Genomic DNA, 15,594 nt, shown 5'->3' with positions numbered 1-15,594 from the left:
GTCACACCGCCAGCCTTCGGTGGAAGAACTTCACGCCGAGCACGAGGCCGAGGGCGACCAACGCGCCGAGGTACGCGATGTGCCCCAACGCCGGTAAGAAACCCATCGTCCCGAACGTCAAACCGCGCGTGAGCTCGATGCCGTGCCACGACGGCGTCAGCCACACCACGGGCACCAGCCACTCGGGCAGCTGGCTGACCGGGAAGAACGCGCCGGTGAACAACGTCATCGGCATCATCACGAACCGGAAGATGTTGTTGAACGCGTCCGGCTTCTCCAACGTCGCGCTGTAGGCGACCAGCAGCGTGCTGAACGCCAGCCCGGTCAGCGTCGCGAGCGGAACGGCCAGCACGATCCCCGGCCCCGCCGCGGCACCGAGCGCGGCCGCGATCACCACGAACACCACCGACCGGAGGAACAGCTGCGAGCCGATCCACATCGTCTGCGAGTAGAGCACCTGCGCCGGCGTGATCGGCGTGGCCACCATCGCGACGAACGACTTCTGCCACATGAACTGCGACATGATCGGGTACGTCGACTCGAAGGTCGCGCCCTGCACCGCCGTGACCACGACCAGCGCGGGCGCGAGGTACTGCAGGTACGACACGCCCCCGATCAACGCCGTCGACCGCACCTGCGACCCGAACCCCAGCCCGAGCGCCACGAGGAACAGCAGGGGCGTGACGAAACTCGACACCGCCGTGGCCCGCCAGTTGCGCCGGTACCACGTCCAGGACTTCTCGAACCCGAACCAGGAGGCCCTCAACGTCTCCATCAGTCCACCAACGTCCGGCCGGTGAGCCGCAGGAACACGTCTTCCAGCGAACTGCGCCGCACCAGGCTCTGCACCGGCTGGACCCCGTGCTCGTGCACCTCCGCGAGCGTGTGCTCCCCGTCCTGCGTGTACAGCAACAGCCGGTCCGGCAACACTTCGACTCTCTCGGCGAACCGTTCCAGGTCCGGTTTCTCCGCCCCGGGCTGGAACCGCAGCTCCAACACCTCCTTGGTGGAGTACCGGCTGATCAGCTCGCTGGGCGACCCCTCAGCGGCGATCCGCCCGCCGTCCATCACGACGAGCCGGTCGCACAGCTGCTCGGCCTCGTCCATGTAGTGCGTGGTGATGATGAGCGTGACGCCGTCCTGCTTCAACCGGAACAGCCTGTCCCACAACAGGTGCCGGGCCTGCGGGTCCAACCCGGTCGTCGGCTCGTCGAGCAGCAGCAACTCGGGGTCGTTGACCAGCGACCGGGCGATCGTCAGCCGCCGCTTCATACCCCCGGACAACGGCTCGACCTCGTGGTCGGCCCTGTCGGTGAGCTGAGCGAACTCGAGCAGCTCCTCGGCCTTCTCCCGGCACTTGGCCCGGGACATCCCGAAATACCGCCCGTAGATCTGCAGGTTCTGCCGGACGGTCAGCTCGGTGTCGAGGTTGTCGAGCTGCGGCACCACCCCGAGCCGGGCACGAATCCTGGGCCCGTCTCTCCCGGGGTCCATGCCGAGAACCGAGAGATCTCCCCCGGTCCGCCCTGACACGCACGAGATCATCCGCATGGTCGACGACTTCCCGGCCCCGTTGGGCCCCAGGAACCCGAACGCCTCCCCCCGCCGCACCTCGACGTCGATGCCGCGCACGGCCTCGAACGTCCCGAAGTGCTTGGTCAGAGCCTTGGCCTCGACGAGGTTCTCCACCGCCCCGACGTTAGCCAACAGGTCCGACACTTTTCGACGCAATTACGATCAGCCCATGCCGGAAGCCGACCTGCGATGGCTGCGAGAAGCCACCGACCAGCAGCGCACCGAAATCCACCGAGTGGTGCACGACGTGGTGGCAGCAGGCGGCGCAGTCGGCTACCACGAGCCCCCGACGCGAGACCGCATCTCCACCTGGCTGGACGGCGTCCTGAAACAGGTCCGCAACGGCGACGCGGCCTTCGTGACCGCCGTTGTGGACGGTGAAATCCAAGCCGTCGGCCTGTGGCGACGAGGCGGCACAGCCGTCTTCCGGCACCGCGTGGAAATCCAGCAGATCATGGCCCACCCGTCGGCACGCGGCCTGGGCCTGGGCCGACTGGTGATGCTGGGACTGGTCGACAACGCGAGAACGGCGGGGTTCGAGATCGCGATGCTGGGCGTGCGCGGCAACAACCACGGAGCGATCGAACTGTACGAGAGCATCGGTTTCCGGGAGTGCGGACGAATGCCGAACGCGATCGCAGTGGGAAACGAACGGTGGGACGACGTCTGGATGTACCTGCCGCTCGGCTATCCGGAAGGGACAGTCCTCAACGGATCGAGGGAAGGCGGCCTGGGCTCAAGCCCACGCAGACAAGCCACCACCTGATCAAGCGAAGGCGAAGCCGAGCGGCAAGAAGCTCTTGAGCGAAGCTCCCCACCGCAACGCAACCAGACCACGAAACAGCAAGCCGCCCAACGCACCAGGCGTGCCATCAACCCGCCAGCGGCGCGGTCCCCCCGACCAGATTGCCGGGGTCCGGGGGCAGAGCCCCAGGGGAGCAACGCACCAGGAACCCGCGAACGCAGAAGGGGGACGCATGCTGACGCAGGCGTCCCCCCGACCTGGGAACCCCTGCAACTCAACCTACTCAGGGGGTCCGACAAGATCAGAAATCAGAGGTTCGGGAACCAGATCTTGATCTCCCGCTCAGCCGACTCGGGCGAGTCCGACCCGTGCACCAGGTTGTACTGCACCTCGAGCCCGAAGTCGCCGCGAATCGTGCCGGGGGTCGCCTTCTCCACGGGGTCGGTACCCCCAGCGAGCTGACGGAAAGCCGGAATGGCCCGAGTGCCCTCGACAACGAGAGCGACCAGCGGCCCACCGGTGATGAAGTCCACCAGGTCGGCGTAGAACGACTTGCCGTCGTGCTCGGCGTAGTGCTGCTCGGCGGTGGCGCGGTCGGCCGTCCGCAGCTCCAGGGCGGCGAGCTTGAGGCCCTTGCGCTCGATGCGGGCGATCACCTCGCCAACGAGACCACGCTCAACGCCATCGGGCTTAACGAGAACCAGGGTGCGCTCGGACACGACGGTACGACTCCTCGGAGAACAGGTACGGGATGTGCGGACAGGGTAGCGCCTGCCGCAGTGCGCAACGTGAGCGCCAAGAACCGGCCGACCGCTAGTGCACGAGCACCGGCTGGGCGTCACGGTCGACGGCGACCTGCCGCAGCACGAACACCGCCAGGCCGAGGGCCACCGCCACCAGCACGGCGGAGATCCAGAACGCCAGGTGGAACCCGGAGGTCAAAGCCTCCGACCGGCCCACCCCCGACGCGAGCAGCGACGACGTGTAGGTGGTCGAGGTGGTCGCCAGAACGGCCAGCCCCAGAGCACCACCCACCTGCGCGGTCGTGTTGACCAGGCCGGACGCCAGGCCGGCCTCGTCGTGCGAGGCGCCGGACATCGCCAGCGTCATCAGGGCCGGGAACGACAGGCCGAGGCCGATGCCCAGCGGTGCCACCGCGGGCAGGATGTGCGCGACGTACGAGCCGTCGACCGGCACCTGCGTGAACACCACCATGCCGGTCAGCATGAACAGCAGGCCCACGATCAGCATGTTGCGTTCGCCGAAGCGGGTGTTCAGGCGGGCCGACAGCGACACCGAGAACACCGCGATCGCGCCGGCGACCGGCATGAACGCCAGGCCGATCTGCAGCGGCGTGTACCGCAGCACGAGCTGCATGTACAGCGTGCCGAGGAAGAACAGGCCGAACATGCCCGCGACCATCGAGATCTGCACGAGGTTGGCGCCGGTCACGTTGCGAGAGCGGAACACCCGCAGCGGCAGCAACGGCTTCGCGGCGGTCTTCTGCCTCATCACGAACCCGGCCAGCAGGGCCACGGCGACAGCTCCCAGGCCGAGCGTGTGGACCGAACCGAAGCCGTAGTGCTCCGCCTTGACGATCGTGTACACGCCGAGCATCACCGCGGCCACGATCAGCAGCGCGCCGAGGACGTCCGCGCCCTCGCGCAGGCCGAGACCGACCGAGTCGGGCACCAGGCGCACGGCGGCGACGGCGGCCACGATGCCGATCGGGATGTTCACGAAGAAGATCCAGTGCCACGACATCGCGTCGGTGAGCACACCGCCGAGCAACAGGCCGAGGGACACGCCCGCCGCCGCGACGAAGCTGAACACGCCGATGGCGCGCCTTTGCTCGTTCGGCTCGGGGAACATCGTCACGACCATGCCCAGCGTCACGGACGTGGCCAGCGCACCGCCCGCGCCCTGCACGAAACGGGACACGATCAGCATCTCGGCGCTGAGCGACAGGCCGCACAGCAGCGACGCGACGGTGAAGACGCCGAGGCCGATCAGGAACACCTTCTTGTGCCCGATCAGGTCGCCGAGACGACCCGCGAGCAGGAGCAGACCGCCGTAGGCGATCAGGTACGCGTTCACGACCCAGGCCAGCCCGGCCTGGCCGAACTTGAGGTCCTCCTCGATCGCGGGCAGCGCGACGTTCACGATCGTCTGGTCGAGCACGATCATCAACATCCCCGCGCACAGCACGATCAGCGCGAGCCAGCGCGCGTCGGTCTTCGATCCCCCTGAAGTCATGAGAGGAACCGTAACAGATAGTTTTGTACGGGACTATCTCTTACCCAATGGCATGACGCAGAGCACGTTTGCGCGGCGGCTTCTCGCACGGCATCGGGGTGCTCAGACGACCCTCGACCAGCCTCGTCAGGCCGTTGACCATGCCGGCGCGCTCGTCGTCCGGCAACGAGCCCAGCACGCTGCCCACGACCTCGTCGTACAGGTCGTCGGCCTTCGCCACGATCTCGCGACCCAGGTCGGTCACGACCACGACGCGGGCGCGGCGGTCCGTCGGCGACGGCCTGCGCTCGGCGTACCCGGCGGACTCGAGCGCGTCCATCGTCACGACCATGGTCGTCTTGTCGATGCTGACCTCGTCGGCGATCTCGGTCTGCGTGAGGTCCGCGTCGAGCGCGCTGGAGAGCACGCAGCGGGCCCGCGGAGTCAGTCCGATCTCCGCGAGCCTCGCCGTCAGCTCCGTCTCCAGCGCGTGCCCCGTCCGATGCAGCAGCATCATCAGGTCAGTACACCCCGTCGTGCCCATGACACCACGGTAGCAAACTAATCCAGAACGAAACTATTTCTCAGCGGAACTATCGCTCCAGCACGACCACCGAACGGGCAGCACCCGCCTTCTTCTCCCTGGTCAGAGGCTTCCAGTCGCCCGCGGGCAGCGTGACGGCCCTGTCCGTCGGGTACGGGTTGATCACCACCACCAGTCCACGCCGACCGGCGTCCACGTCCGGCCCGACGGTGTCGTCGACGTGCATGACGATCACGCCGGACTCCGCCGCGGGGAACGACACCTTCTGCTGCACCAGGTCCGCGTCGCCCAGCGAGAACAACGGCGACGACTGGCGGATCCGCAGCAGTTCCAGGGTCGCGTCCAGCGAGGCCCTCATGTCCGCCCCAGACGGCTTCGGCCCGGCCAGCAACGGCTTCGCGTACGGCCACTTCGACTCGTTGTCGGCCTTGGGCGGCAGACCGCGGCCGAAACCGTTGTCGCGCAACGACGGGTCGTACGGGTTGAACCAGTCACCCGAGTCGTAGCTGTTGCGGTCCAACGACTTCGACCGCAGGAACTCGGTGCCCGCGTGGACGAACGGCCGCCCCTGCCCCAGCAGCACCGGTGCCAGCGCCACCGTCTGCATCTTCACGCGGTCGGCGGCGGACGTCTCGGGCTTCAGCTTGTACATCAGGGCGTCGAACAGCGTCTCGTTGTCATGCGCGTCGACGTACGTGATGGCCTCCAGCGGCTGCCCGGTGTACCCGGCGGCGGAGCCGTTGTAGTTCACGTCCCGGCCAGACACCACCGGCCCGGCCGTCGACTGGAACCGGTAGCCGGCCATGTTCCCGGCCATGCCGAGCTTCACGAGGTCGCTGTAGTTCTCCAGCCGGGCGGCCACATCGCCGTTGGCGGGCGAGGAGTTCACGTCGCCGGCCAGACCGGAGCCGAGGCCCTGCACGCGCGGGTCGTCGTCGAACGGACCGCCGCCGCGCACCGCGTCGCGGAGCCGGTCGCTGAACGTGCCGACGCCCGTGCCCGCCATGTTCGCCTGGGTGGCCTGCTCGAACCGGGCGTTGCCGGCGACCTCGCCGAAGTCCCAGCCCTCGCCGTAGACGCCGATCCTGCGCCCGTCCACGCCGTCCTTCTCCACGGTCAGCGCGTCCAGAGCCGCGCGCACCGCGAGGATGTTCGCCTTCGGGTGGTGGCCCATCAGGTCGAACCGGAACCCGTCGACCTTGTACGTGCGGGCCCAGCGCACCACGGAGTCCACGACGAGCTTGCCCATCATGGCGTTCTCGGTGGCGGTGTTCGCGCAGCACGTGGAGTTCGCGACCGAGCCGTCGAGGGTGAGCCGCTGGTAGTAGCCGGGCACGACCTTGTCCAGCACGGACGTCGGCGCGTCGCCGGACGCCGCCGTGTGGTTGTAGACGACGTCCACCACTACGCGGTTGCCGTTGTCGTGCAACGACTTCACCATCTCGCGGTACTGCTTCGAGCGCGCCCGGCCGTTCTGCGCGTCCGCCGTGGCGTACGAGCCCTCGGGCACGTCGTAGTGGAACGGGTCGTAGCCCCAGTTGAAGCCGTCCTTCGCCGCGACCGCGCCGACGCAGGCCTGCTGCTGGTCGGAGTCGGCGGGCAGGGAGGCCAGGTCGCACGCGGGCGTGGCCTGGTCGGACCGCTTCTCGGGAATCGTGGCGATGTCGAACGTCGGCAGCAGGTGCACGGTGTCCATGCCCGCCGCGGCCAGCGTCCTCAGGTGCTTCATGCCGACCGAGTCGCGGTGCGTGAACGCCTTGTAGGTGCCGCGATCCGCCGCCGGGACGGACTGGTCGTCGATCGAGAAGTCCCGCACGTGCAGCTCGGTGATCGCGCCGCCCATGCCCTTCGCCACGTCCTCCGACCACCCGGCGGGCATCGACCGGCTGTCCTTCAGGTCGGCGAACTGCGAGTGCGTCGAGTTCACCGACAACGCGACGGAGTACGGGTCGGTGACGACGACCGTGCGCTGCCAGTCGGTGACCTCGAACTGGTAGTACCTGTTCTTCCAGTCGCCCGTTCCGGTCCACGAGCCCGAAGCGTCGTCGCGCTGGAGCTGAACGGTCCTCGACGGTTCTCCTGACGGCTGGTCGAACAGGCGCAGCTTCACGTTCCTGGCCGTCGGCGCCCACAACCGGACCGACGCGCGGTCGCGGTCGAACGCCGGCCCGAACGTCAGTTTCGTCGCCACGGCGGCATAACGGTCGTCGAGCACGCCCGCGATCTGCACGCTCGTGCGGTGCCGGATCGCACCGCCCGCGTCGACGTGCACGGCGGAGAGCTTGTCCCGCAACGCCTCGTCGACGAACCCGCGCACGGCGAACACCGGCTTGCCCTCGAGGTGCGGGAATCGCGCCGGCACCGCCTCGGTGGTCGGCGAGAGCCGCAGCACCCGTGAGCCGTACTCGAGGCGGTAGCCGTCGGACTGCACGGACGGCACGTCCCAGACGACCCTGTCCTTCGAGATCCAGATCGCCTTGGCCTTGGTCAGGTCGTCATCGGCGGCCGGACCGGCGTCCGGCGGCAGCAGGTAGGTCTCCTCGCCCTGCAACTGCCACACCTCGTTCCCCTTCTGCCCCAGGTCGAGGAACTGGTCGGGCCCGGGGTCCTTGGTGTCACCGCGGTGGACGATGTAGCTCAGCCCCGCCGCGCCGGCCGCGAGCGGCACCGACCAGTAGACACCGAACGCGTCGTGCCCGTCCGGCACCCGCGACTGGGTCCAGCCCGGTGACGGCTCCGCGGAGCCCGTCCAGTGGTACATCGTCCAGTCGGTGTAGTCGCCGTCCTGGCGGTGGTAGTGGATCACCGCGCGGTTCTCGGCGGCGGCTTTCGAAGCGTGCACCTTGCCGTTCGCGACCCACGCGTGGCCGCTGGTGAACTTGCCCGACGCCTCCACGGTCGTGCCGCGCACGACCGAGAAGTCGGTGGTCGGCGGCAGTTCGGCGACACCGTCCGTGAACGGCACGTCAGCCCGTCCGGCAACGCGCACGACCGCTCCCGTGGCGTCACCGACGTAGTGCACGACCGCCTTGCCGGTGGCCACCTGCTCGGACGGGTGCACGGCCGGGTCGCCCTGCTTCAGCCACGCCTCGGGCGTCACGCTCGGGTCGACGATCCGGTCGACCGAGGTGTCCTTCTCGTCGCCCTTGTGCGCGATGATCCCGACCGATTTCGCGCCCGGCTTCAGCTTGATCCACGCGAAGCGCCCGTAGGCGTCCTCCCCCGCGAACTGCGCCGGCGCCGTCCACTCGGTCGGCGTCTCGACGTCGCCCCAGACGTGCAGGCCCCAGCCGTCGTAGTTGTCGCGTGCGTAGTGCACGACCAGCCAGTCCGGGTTCTTCGTGCCGGGATCCTGGACGGGCGGTGCGGCCACGAGGGTCACGAAGGCGCCGTCCGCGCCGATCTCCCCCGACTTCGCGACGACCCGCAGCTCGGCGCGCTTGCCCGCCGCGGCACCCGGAAGTGCCGACAGGTCAGCGAAAACGCGGTAGGGAGCGGCGTCGTCGGTGCCGAGAACCGTCCAGTCCCTCGTGCCCTCGACCCGCGCGGCGAACGTGGCTGCCGCGTTGGGCGCGCCGATGCCGTCCGCGCGGATCTCCACGCGCTTGTCCAGCACCGTTCCGGCAGCCGGGGCGACCAGGACGGGTGAGGGCTTCGACGCGGCGACGTTGCCGGTCCCCTTGAGCACCACCGACGACAGGGCGGGCACGGTCACCGTGACGCGACCGTTCTGGACCTGCGCGTTCTCGAAGGCGCTCGAACTGACGGGAACGGTCACCGTCGCGGGCGAGGTGCCGGCGTTGGCGACGACGAGGTGCTCACGGCCGAGGATGCGGCTGAACGCGACCACGTCCCCGTCGGCGTAGCGGAGGACCTGGTTGCCGTCACGCCACACCGGGTCCTCGTCGACCTGCGCCGCGAGGGCCTTGAGCTGCTGGTAGAGCGGATGTGCGGTGCTGAAGTTGTCCTGGGCGCCGGTGCGGTCGCCGCCGACCAGCTTCTCCGCCATGTACTCCGGCGTCTTGGAGGCGAACATGTCCTGGCGCGCCAGCTTGTCGCCGCCGGCGCCCGCGAAGCCCTGCTCGTCGCCGTAGTAGACGACCGGGTTGCCCCGCCACAGGTACATCAGGGTGTTGCCGAGCTTGAGGCGTTCCAGCAGCTCGGCGTCCGAGATGCCCGGCCGGTCGTTGCGGATCATCCACGCGATGCGGCCCATGTCGTGGTTGCCGAGGAACGTGGGCAGCGACGAGGCGTTGGAGTCGGCGTCGGTGTAGCGGTCGTCGTCGAGGAGCACCTCACCGAGCCGCTGCGACCCCTTGCCGGACAGGAAGCTCAGCGCGCCGCTCTGGAACGGGAAGTCCAGCGTGGCCTGCATCCTGCCGGTGGTCGTGTACTTCGAGGTGTTCTCGGCCGAGGAGTCGAAGACCTCGCCGAACACGAAGAAGTCCTTCTTGCCCTTGCGGTTCGCGTACTGCTTCACGTGCGGCGCGAGCGCCTGCCAGAACTCCAGGTTGACGTGCTTGACGGTGTCGACCCGGTAGCCGTCGATGTCGAGCGTGTCGATCCAGCTCGTGAAGATGTCCTTCATGCCCTTGACCACGCGCGGGTGCTCGGTCATCAGGTCGTCGAGGCCGGAGAAGTCGCCCTGCTCGCTCGACTCGCCGGAGAACGTCGAGTCGCCGCGGTTGTGGTAGAGCGTGGAGTCGTTGAGCCACCCAGGATTCTTGACTACAGGGGTGAGCTTCGCCGGGCTGTCCTTCACCGGCGTGTACGGGAAGGACTTCTGCGCGTCGAGCTTCGGGAAGTCCTTGCGGCCCGCGTAGTCGGCGAGGTCGAACGGCTTGCCGGAGGCGTCCAGGTACGGCTGCGCGCCCGTGCTGATGTACGAGTTCCCGCCCTCGGCGTACTTGATCACGTCGGCGGTGTGGTTCGCGACGATGTCGAAGAAGACCTTGATGCCGCGGCGGTGCGCGTCCCTGATGAGCTCGCGCATCTCCTGCGTGGTGCCGAAGTGCGGGTCGAGCCTGGTGAAGTCGACGGTCCAGTAACCGTGGTAGCCGGCGCTGCCGCCCTGCACCCAGCGGTTGAGGAACATCGGCGTCATCCAGATCGCCGTGATGCCCATGCCGTCGAGGTAGTCGAGCTTCTGGCGCAGGCCTTTGAGGTCGCCTCCGTGGTAAAAGCCCTTGTCTGCCGGGTTGAAGCCGTTCTCGGTGGCGTCGGAGCGCCCCCGGTCGTTGCCCGTGTCGCCGTTCGCGAACCTGTCGGGCATCACGAAGTAGAAGCGCTCACCCCGCAGGTCGTCGCGCTTGGGCGGCAACGCGAGCCTCGCGTCCCCGTCGCGCACACCGGGCGCGACGTCCACCACCTCGCCCACGGCCAGGCGTTGCGGTGGAGCGGCAACGGCCTGGACCGGTGTGAGGGGGAGTAGAACCAGTGCAGCGAGCGCGGCGACGACCCGACGCATCGCGACCTCCTTGTCGCAACTTCTTGCAGGGTTTCTGCACGAAACCACGACAAACAGCGAGAAACAATACGTCGGGTCTTGCAAATGTTTGCCGTCAGTCCGCCGGGCGCCGGTACGTGATCGCCAGGCGAAGCGGGTGCGAGCGCCATTCGTTGACGGCCATCCCGGCCACCACGCCGATGCCCTCGATCGACTCGGGCGTCGCCGGGGCGCTGCGGCTCGGCGAGCCCGCCAGCGGTCCCTCGGACGGCGGAGGCGAGAACTGGGCGACGACGACGTGCTGCCCCTCGTGCTGCTGAACGGCGAGCAGCACGTGCGGGTCCTCCTGCTCACCCTGGTGCTCGATCGGTTCGAGGGAGAGGAACTCGCCGCGTTCCGCCGCCGCGCCCGCCATGCGCCCCGCCCACTTGAACGCGTCCACGACGTCGTCGTTGGACAACCCGGCGTCCGCCTCCTGCAACGTGACCTGCACCAGATGGGTGCCGTGCGCGGTCATGTTGCCGTCGGTGGTGTAGCGGTCGGGGATCATCACCTCGCCCGTCTCGGTGTCGATGAGGAGCATGTCGCGGAACCTGGTGTCCGTGAGCGGCGAGCGGCCCATCGCGCCACGACCGAGCATCTCCCCGAGCTTCGGGTCGCTCATCCGCCAGAACGTCGTCTGCTCACCGATCTGCAGGCCGACGAAGTTCTTGACGGGCAGGCTGGGCAGGGCCGTCATGAGGCGCTGACCGGGCGCGACCGGGGGCGGTGGCGGCGTCTGCACCTGGAACGGCGGCAGCGACGCGAACTGCGGGTCCACGCGTGCCGTGCGGACGACGTGGTGTGCCCATGCCCGCACACGCGACAACGGGTGGTCGGGGAACCTCGGGTCGTAGCGCGGGTTGTCGCCCGCGTGGAACGGCAGCACGCCCCGCAGCTCCGGCGCGTACGGGTGCGGCTGGGCCCAGTTCTGGAACCCGATCTCCGCCGCCAGCACGGCCTCGCGCGCGCCCGTCATGCCGCGCTCCATCGCCCCCATCTGCAGCACCGCGCTGCAGTTCGCCCTGGGGACGGTGAAGGAGCAGAGGAAGACCTGCCCGTGCGGCTGGTTCGGCAGCGGCATCTTGACGATTCTCAGCAGCGCCGGCACCCCGGCGAGCTGGACGACGTGCGCCTCGATCAGGCAGCCGGTCTCGCCGTGGAGCAGCGCGAGGTCGTGCCTGAGCTTGGGCAGGTCGCCCAGCCCGGCGGGCAGGTCGGGGACCAGGTCGTAGTAGGTCAGGTCGACCTGGTCACCGCTCGAGTGCTGCCAGGTGGTCTGCTCGAGCTGACGGAAGCCGGTGGTGTCGAACGAGATGGGCACACACCGACACTACGACGTTCGTCAGGTCGCGCTGAGCGTTTTGGACCACAGCGAGGCACCGGTCGCGTCACGCAGCCAGACCGTCAGCTCGTGCCGGTTCGCCTCGACCTCGCCGAAGTGCTGGAACCCGTCGAGCGGCGAGGTGTTGGCGGCGGGCGGGGCGTGCACGAACACGGCCTGCGGCCCGAACGTCGGGTCGAGAGTGTTCGGGCCGAACGCGCCGGAGTGCAGCGGGCCGGACACGAACTCCCAGAACGGGTCGAAGTCGCCCACGGCCGCGCGGTCCGGCGAGTAGTGGTGCGCGGCGGTGTAGTGGACGTCCGCCGTGAGCCAGACGGTGTTCTTGACGCGGCGCTTCTTGAGCTCGCGCAGCACCCACGCGATCTCGTGCTCGCGGCCGTTGGGCGCGCCCGGCAGGCCGTTGGCGACGCCCTCGATGTCGTTGCCGTCCGGGACCGTGAGCCCGATCGGCAGGTCCGCCGCGATGATCTTCCACGTGGCGGTGCTGCGGCTCAGCCCGTCGACGAGCCACCGCGCCTGCTTCTCGCCGAGGATCACGCCCGGCTTGTCCTTGGGCGAGGTGTTCCTGTCCTTGTAGGTACGCATGTCGAGCACGAAGATCTCGACGTTGCGGCCGTAGGAGAACTTCCGGTAGACGCGACCGTCCACGGCGCGCGCCTGGTCGATCGGCATCCACTCGTGGAACGCCTGGAAAGCGCGCTGCGCCAACACGTCCACGCGCTTCTCGGTGTACTGCGGGAGGTCCAGGATCTCGCCGGGGTACCAGTTGTTGGTGACCTCGTGGTCGTCCCACTGCGCGAAGACCGGGACCCGGGAGGCGAACCGCCTCACGTTCTCGTCGAGGAAGTTGTAGGCGAACTGGCCGCGGTACTCGTCGAGCGTCTCGGCGACCTTGGACTTCTCCGGCGTGACGAGGTTGCGCCAGACCCGGCCGTCCGGGAGCGTCACCGCCGGCTGCATCGGGTTGTCGGAGTAGACGCTGTCGCCGCTGTGGATGAAGAAGTCGGGCCCGCGGTCGGCCATGGCCTTGAAGATCGGCATGCCGCCGATGTCGGGGTTGATGCCCCAGCCCTGGCCCGCGACGTCACCGGACCACACGAACCGCACCTCGTCGCGGCCGAGCGGCGCGGTCTTGAAGCTGCCCGTGACGGCTTCGCTGCGGGTGCGGCCGTCGAGGTCCTCGGCCGTGACGCGGTAGTAGGCGGTGCGGCCGGGCAGCAGGTGGCTGACGCGGACCTGGCCGGTGCCACCGGTCTCGGGCGTGAGCACCGGGCCGCGGATGCGCCGGGAGAGGCGGAACGCCGGGTCGTCGGACACCTCGACGAGCATCCGGGACGGCCGGTCGGCGCGCGTCCACACGATGCCGCCGTCCCACGTGACGTCGCCGGACTGCACGCCGTGGGTGAGGGTCGGGCGGCCGGTCCTCGCGAGGCTGATGCCCGAGGGCACCAGCGCCGCGGCCGTGCCGAGGGCGCCTGCCTTGAACAACGTGCGACGGTCGAAGGTCATGCGCGGTTTCTAGCCGCCGGGTCTGACCGCGGGTGAAACCGGAGGTGAACTCCGACCGTCGCACGGCTTGTCACGTGAGGCGCTTGAGCCAGTCCGTGAGGATCTGGCGCGACGCGGGGGTGGCGTGCACCCACGTCTGGCGGTTCTGGTCGGTGTACTTGACCACGAGCCAGCGCCCGTCCTCGAAGTCGATCGTGGTGAGGAAGGTCTTGGCCCGCTGCCGGCCGTCGGCGCCGCGCCTGGCCGCGTACAGCTTCGCCGTCCCCTTGCGGGGCTGGGCGAGCAGCTTGCGCAGCGAGATCGACGGCGCCGCCCTGCCGGGCTGGTGCGCGTTGAGCTCCGACTCGTGCACGTTGATCGACTGACCCTTGCCGGCCGGGACGTCCGGCAGCTGCATCGCGAGGACCTCCGGCGCGCTCTCCGGCCGGATCGGGTGCAGCTGCACGAACCCGCTGTCGTGCACGGCGAGGACACCGTGCTGCGAGTTCGCCGCCACGACCACGGGCTTGGTCTCGCTCGGCGTGACGGCGATCCACGCCGAGTAGTCCGCGTCGGCCTTGGCGATCAGGTGCAGCGTGCCCCGCACGTCCGGGTGGTCGAGCCCGACCCTGCGCAGCTCGCCGATGACGTCGCGCTCGATGACCGCGCGCTCGTCCTCGGTCTCACCGGGCGAGTCGACGTGCAGAGCCGGGTGGTACTCCCCCAGCCTCTCCTGCTTCCACAACACGTCGAACGCGAGGTCGGACAGCTGGATGGACGACCGCAGCACGTCACCCCCCGATCGTCGGCGGCGCGACCATCGGCATGTCACCGATGATCTCGTTGGTGTTCTCCTCGTTGACCAGGTAGTCGGCGGACTTGTGCTCCAAGTCGTCCTCGCCCTGGCCCTTCTGGCCGTGACCGCCCATGCCACCGGCACCGGCAGCGCCACCCCGGCCCGCCGCACCCGCGGCGCCACCACGCGCGCCGGCGTTCGGACCGTGCTCGCCCATGGAACCGAACACACCGGACTTGCCACCGGGCTGCTGCCCCGCCGTGCCGCTCGCGTTGCCGCTGCCCATCCCGCTGCCGAGGCCACCGCCGCCGAGCCGGCCGGACCCAGACCCCGGGCCGCCGCCGAGCTTGCCGCCACCGGTTCCACCGGTTCCACCGGGTCCGCCACCGAACTTGCCGCCGCCGGGCCCGCCGAGCTTGCCGCCGCCGCCGGGCCCGCGGCCGGTGTTGGTGCCCCCGAGGTTCGGGTTGGTCGGCACGCCGATGGGCGGGAGGCCGGTGTTCGGCGGCCGCTCGATCACGCTGCCGACGGGAGGCCGGGTGGTGATGTCAGTCGGCCGGGTGATGTCAGTCGGCCGGGTGGTGCCGGTGTCGGTGGTGACACCACTGGTGGTCGTGGTGCTGCCGGTCTGCTCACCGTTGATGCCGCCGGGACCCGTCCACTGGCCGCCGGTCGTCCCCTGCTGGGAGCCGGTGGGCGACGGGAACTGGTTCGACGAGCCGGGCGGCCGCCCCGTGTTGTTCACGTCCGCGGTCTTGTCCCTGCCGTCGTCGCCACCGGTGTTGGCGATCTCGACGTTCAGGTTGTCGGCCGAGACGCCGGGGAACTCCTTGGGGAGGTCGCCGCGGTTGGTGTTGCTGGCGCTCTGGAACTCGCTGTAGACCTTGCGGTTGTGCGACTCGTCGCTGTTGTAGCCGTTGACGGCGTCTTCCGCGTCGGTGTCCCAAGGCGTCACGTCGTCCCAGAAACCCGTGTCGGGCTTGCTGGCCGGCATGTTCTTGAGCTGCGCCTTGTTGTAGTTGAACTGGTAGACCTGGTTGGACAGCGAGTTGTCGGCCTGGCGCAGCGAGTCCTGCATCTGGATCATGGCCTGGTTGATCGGGTTGCCGGCGGCCTGGGCGGCGTCGGCGCTGGCGCCGGACCACGCTTCGCCCAAGGTCTCGCCGACCCGCTTGAGCCTGGTCTCGATGGTCGCGTAGCTGGTCTCCAGCGAGGAAGCCGTGTTCGCGGCCTGCTGCGCGGACCCGGTTCCGGGGCCACTGGTCATCTGGGCGTAGATCTGATGTCCGGAGAAGCCGTCAGCGCGCGTGTTGTCCTCAGTGAAACAGCTGGGCGCGGGCCGTGTCATTTCGCACCTGCCTTGATCGTGGTGATGGCGAGA

Annotated in this window: 11 protein-coding genes; 1 reads left to right on the top strand and 10 read right to left on the bottom strand. The window is 69.0% G+C overall.

The window, feature by feature from the left end:
- Nucleotide 1: 1 nt before the first annotated feature.
- Entirely contained in the window at nt 2–775 is a 774-nt protein-coding gene (locus tag VM306_RS02920; RefSeq protein WP_325510638.1) for an ABC transporter permease, read from the bottom strand.
- On the bottom strand, nt 775–1,689 hold the full coding sequence (locus VM306_RS02915) for an ABC transporter ATP-binding protein (protein WP_325510637.1): 915 nt from the start codon (nt 1,687–1,689) through the stop codon (nt 775–777). The genes VM306_RS02920 and VM306_RS02915 overlap by 1 nt, the downstream gene beginning before the upstream one ends.
- Before the next feature lie 55 nt (nt 1,690–1,744).
- Here VM306_RS02915 and VM306_RS02910 point away from each other — a divergent pair, with 55 nt between their 5' ends.
- Complete coding sequence (locus tag VM306_RS02910; RefSeq protein ID WP_325510636.1) at nt 1,745–2,341, top strand: N-acetyltransferase; 597 nt, start codon at nt 1,745–1,747, stop codon at nt 2,339–2,341.
- 287 nt (nt 2,342–2,628) lie between these two features.
- Here the strand turns inward: VM306_RS02910 and ndk are convergent, their stop codons facing one another.
- The 8 genes from ndk to VM306_RS02870 all read right to left on the bottom strand — a co-directional run bounded on the left by ndk (nt 2,629) and on the right by VM306_RS02870 (nt 15,480).
- The gene (ndk, locus tag VM306_RS02905; protein ID WP_325510635.1) at nt 2,629–3,039 is read right to left on the bottom strand and encodes a nucleoside-diphosphate kinase; all 411 of its coding nucleotides are present in this window, start codon (nt 3,037–3,039) and stop codon (nt 2,629–2,631) included.
- A gap of 94 nt (nt 3,040–3,133) precedes the next feature.
- Nucleotides 3,134–4,576: a DHA2 family efflux MFS transporter permease subunit gene (locus VM306_RS02900; RefSeq protein WP_325510634.1), complete on the bottom strand. Its 1,443-nt coding sequence runs from the start codon at nt 4,574–4,576 to the stop codon at nt 3,134–3,136.
- A 40-nt stretch (nt 4,577–4,616) separates the two neighbouring features.
- The gene (locus tag VM306_RS02895) at nt 4,617–5,099 is read right to left on the bottom strand and encodes a MarR family winged helix-turn-helix transcriptional regulator (RefSeq protein ID WP_325510633.1); all 483 of its coding nucleotides are present in this window, start codon (nt 5,097–5,099) and stop codon (nt 4,617–4,619) included.
- Nucleotides 5,100–5,148: 49 nt separating this feature from the next.
- Nucleotides 5,149–10,566 carry a pullulanase-type alpha-1,6-glucosidase gene (pulA, locus tag VM306_RS02890; RefSeq protein WP_325510632.1) on the bottom strand — a complete coding sequence of 1,806 codons (5,418 nt, stop codon included), beginning with the start codon at nt 10,564–10,566 and terminating at the stop codon, nt 5,149–5,151.
- A gap of 94 nt (nt 10,567–10,660) precedes the next feature.
- On the bottom strand, nt 10,661–11,908 hold the full coding sequence (locus VM306_RS02885) for a hypothetical protein (RefSeq protein ID WP_325510631.1): 1,248 nt from the start codon (nt 11,906–11,908) through the stop codon (nt 10,661–10,663).
- Nucleotides 11,909–11,929: 21 nt separating this feature from the next.
- Entirely contained in the window at nt 11,930–13,438 is a 1,509-nt protein-coding gene (locus tag VM306_RS02880; protein WP_325510630.1) for an alkaline phosphatase D family protein, read from the bottom strand.
- 70 nt (nt 13,439–13,508) lie between these two features.
- A complete protein-coding gene (locus VM306_RS02875; protein WP_325510629.1) occupies nt 13,509–14,207 on the bottom strand; it encodes an ESX secretion-associated protein EspG in 699 nt (232 codons plus the stop codon).
- A gap of 1 nt (nt 14,208) precedes the next feature.
- Nucleotides 14,209–15,480 (bottom strand): WXG100 family type VII secretion target, encoded by a 1,272-nt coding sequence (locus VM306_RS02870; protein WP_325510628.1) that lies wholly within the window; start codon nt 15,478–15,480, stop codon nt 14,209–14,211.
- Nucleotides 15,481–15,594: the final 114 nt, after the last annotated feature.

Source organism: Lentzea sp., from assembly GCF_035525475.1.
Classification (GTDB): Bacteria; Actinomycetota; Actinomycetes; order Mycobacteriales; family Pseudonocardiaceae; genus Lentzea.
Note: the sequence above shows the minus strand (reverse complement) of the source record. Positions and strands in the feature narration are given on the sequence as shown.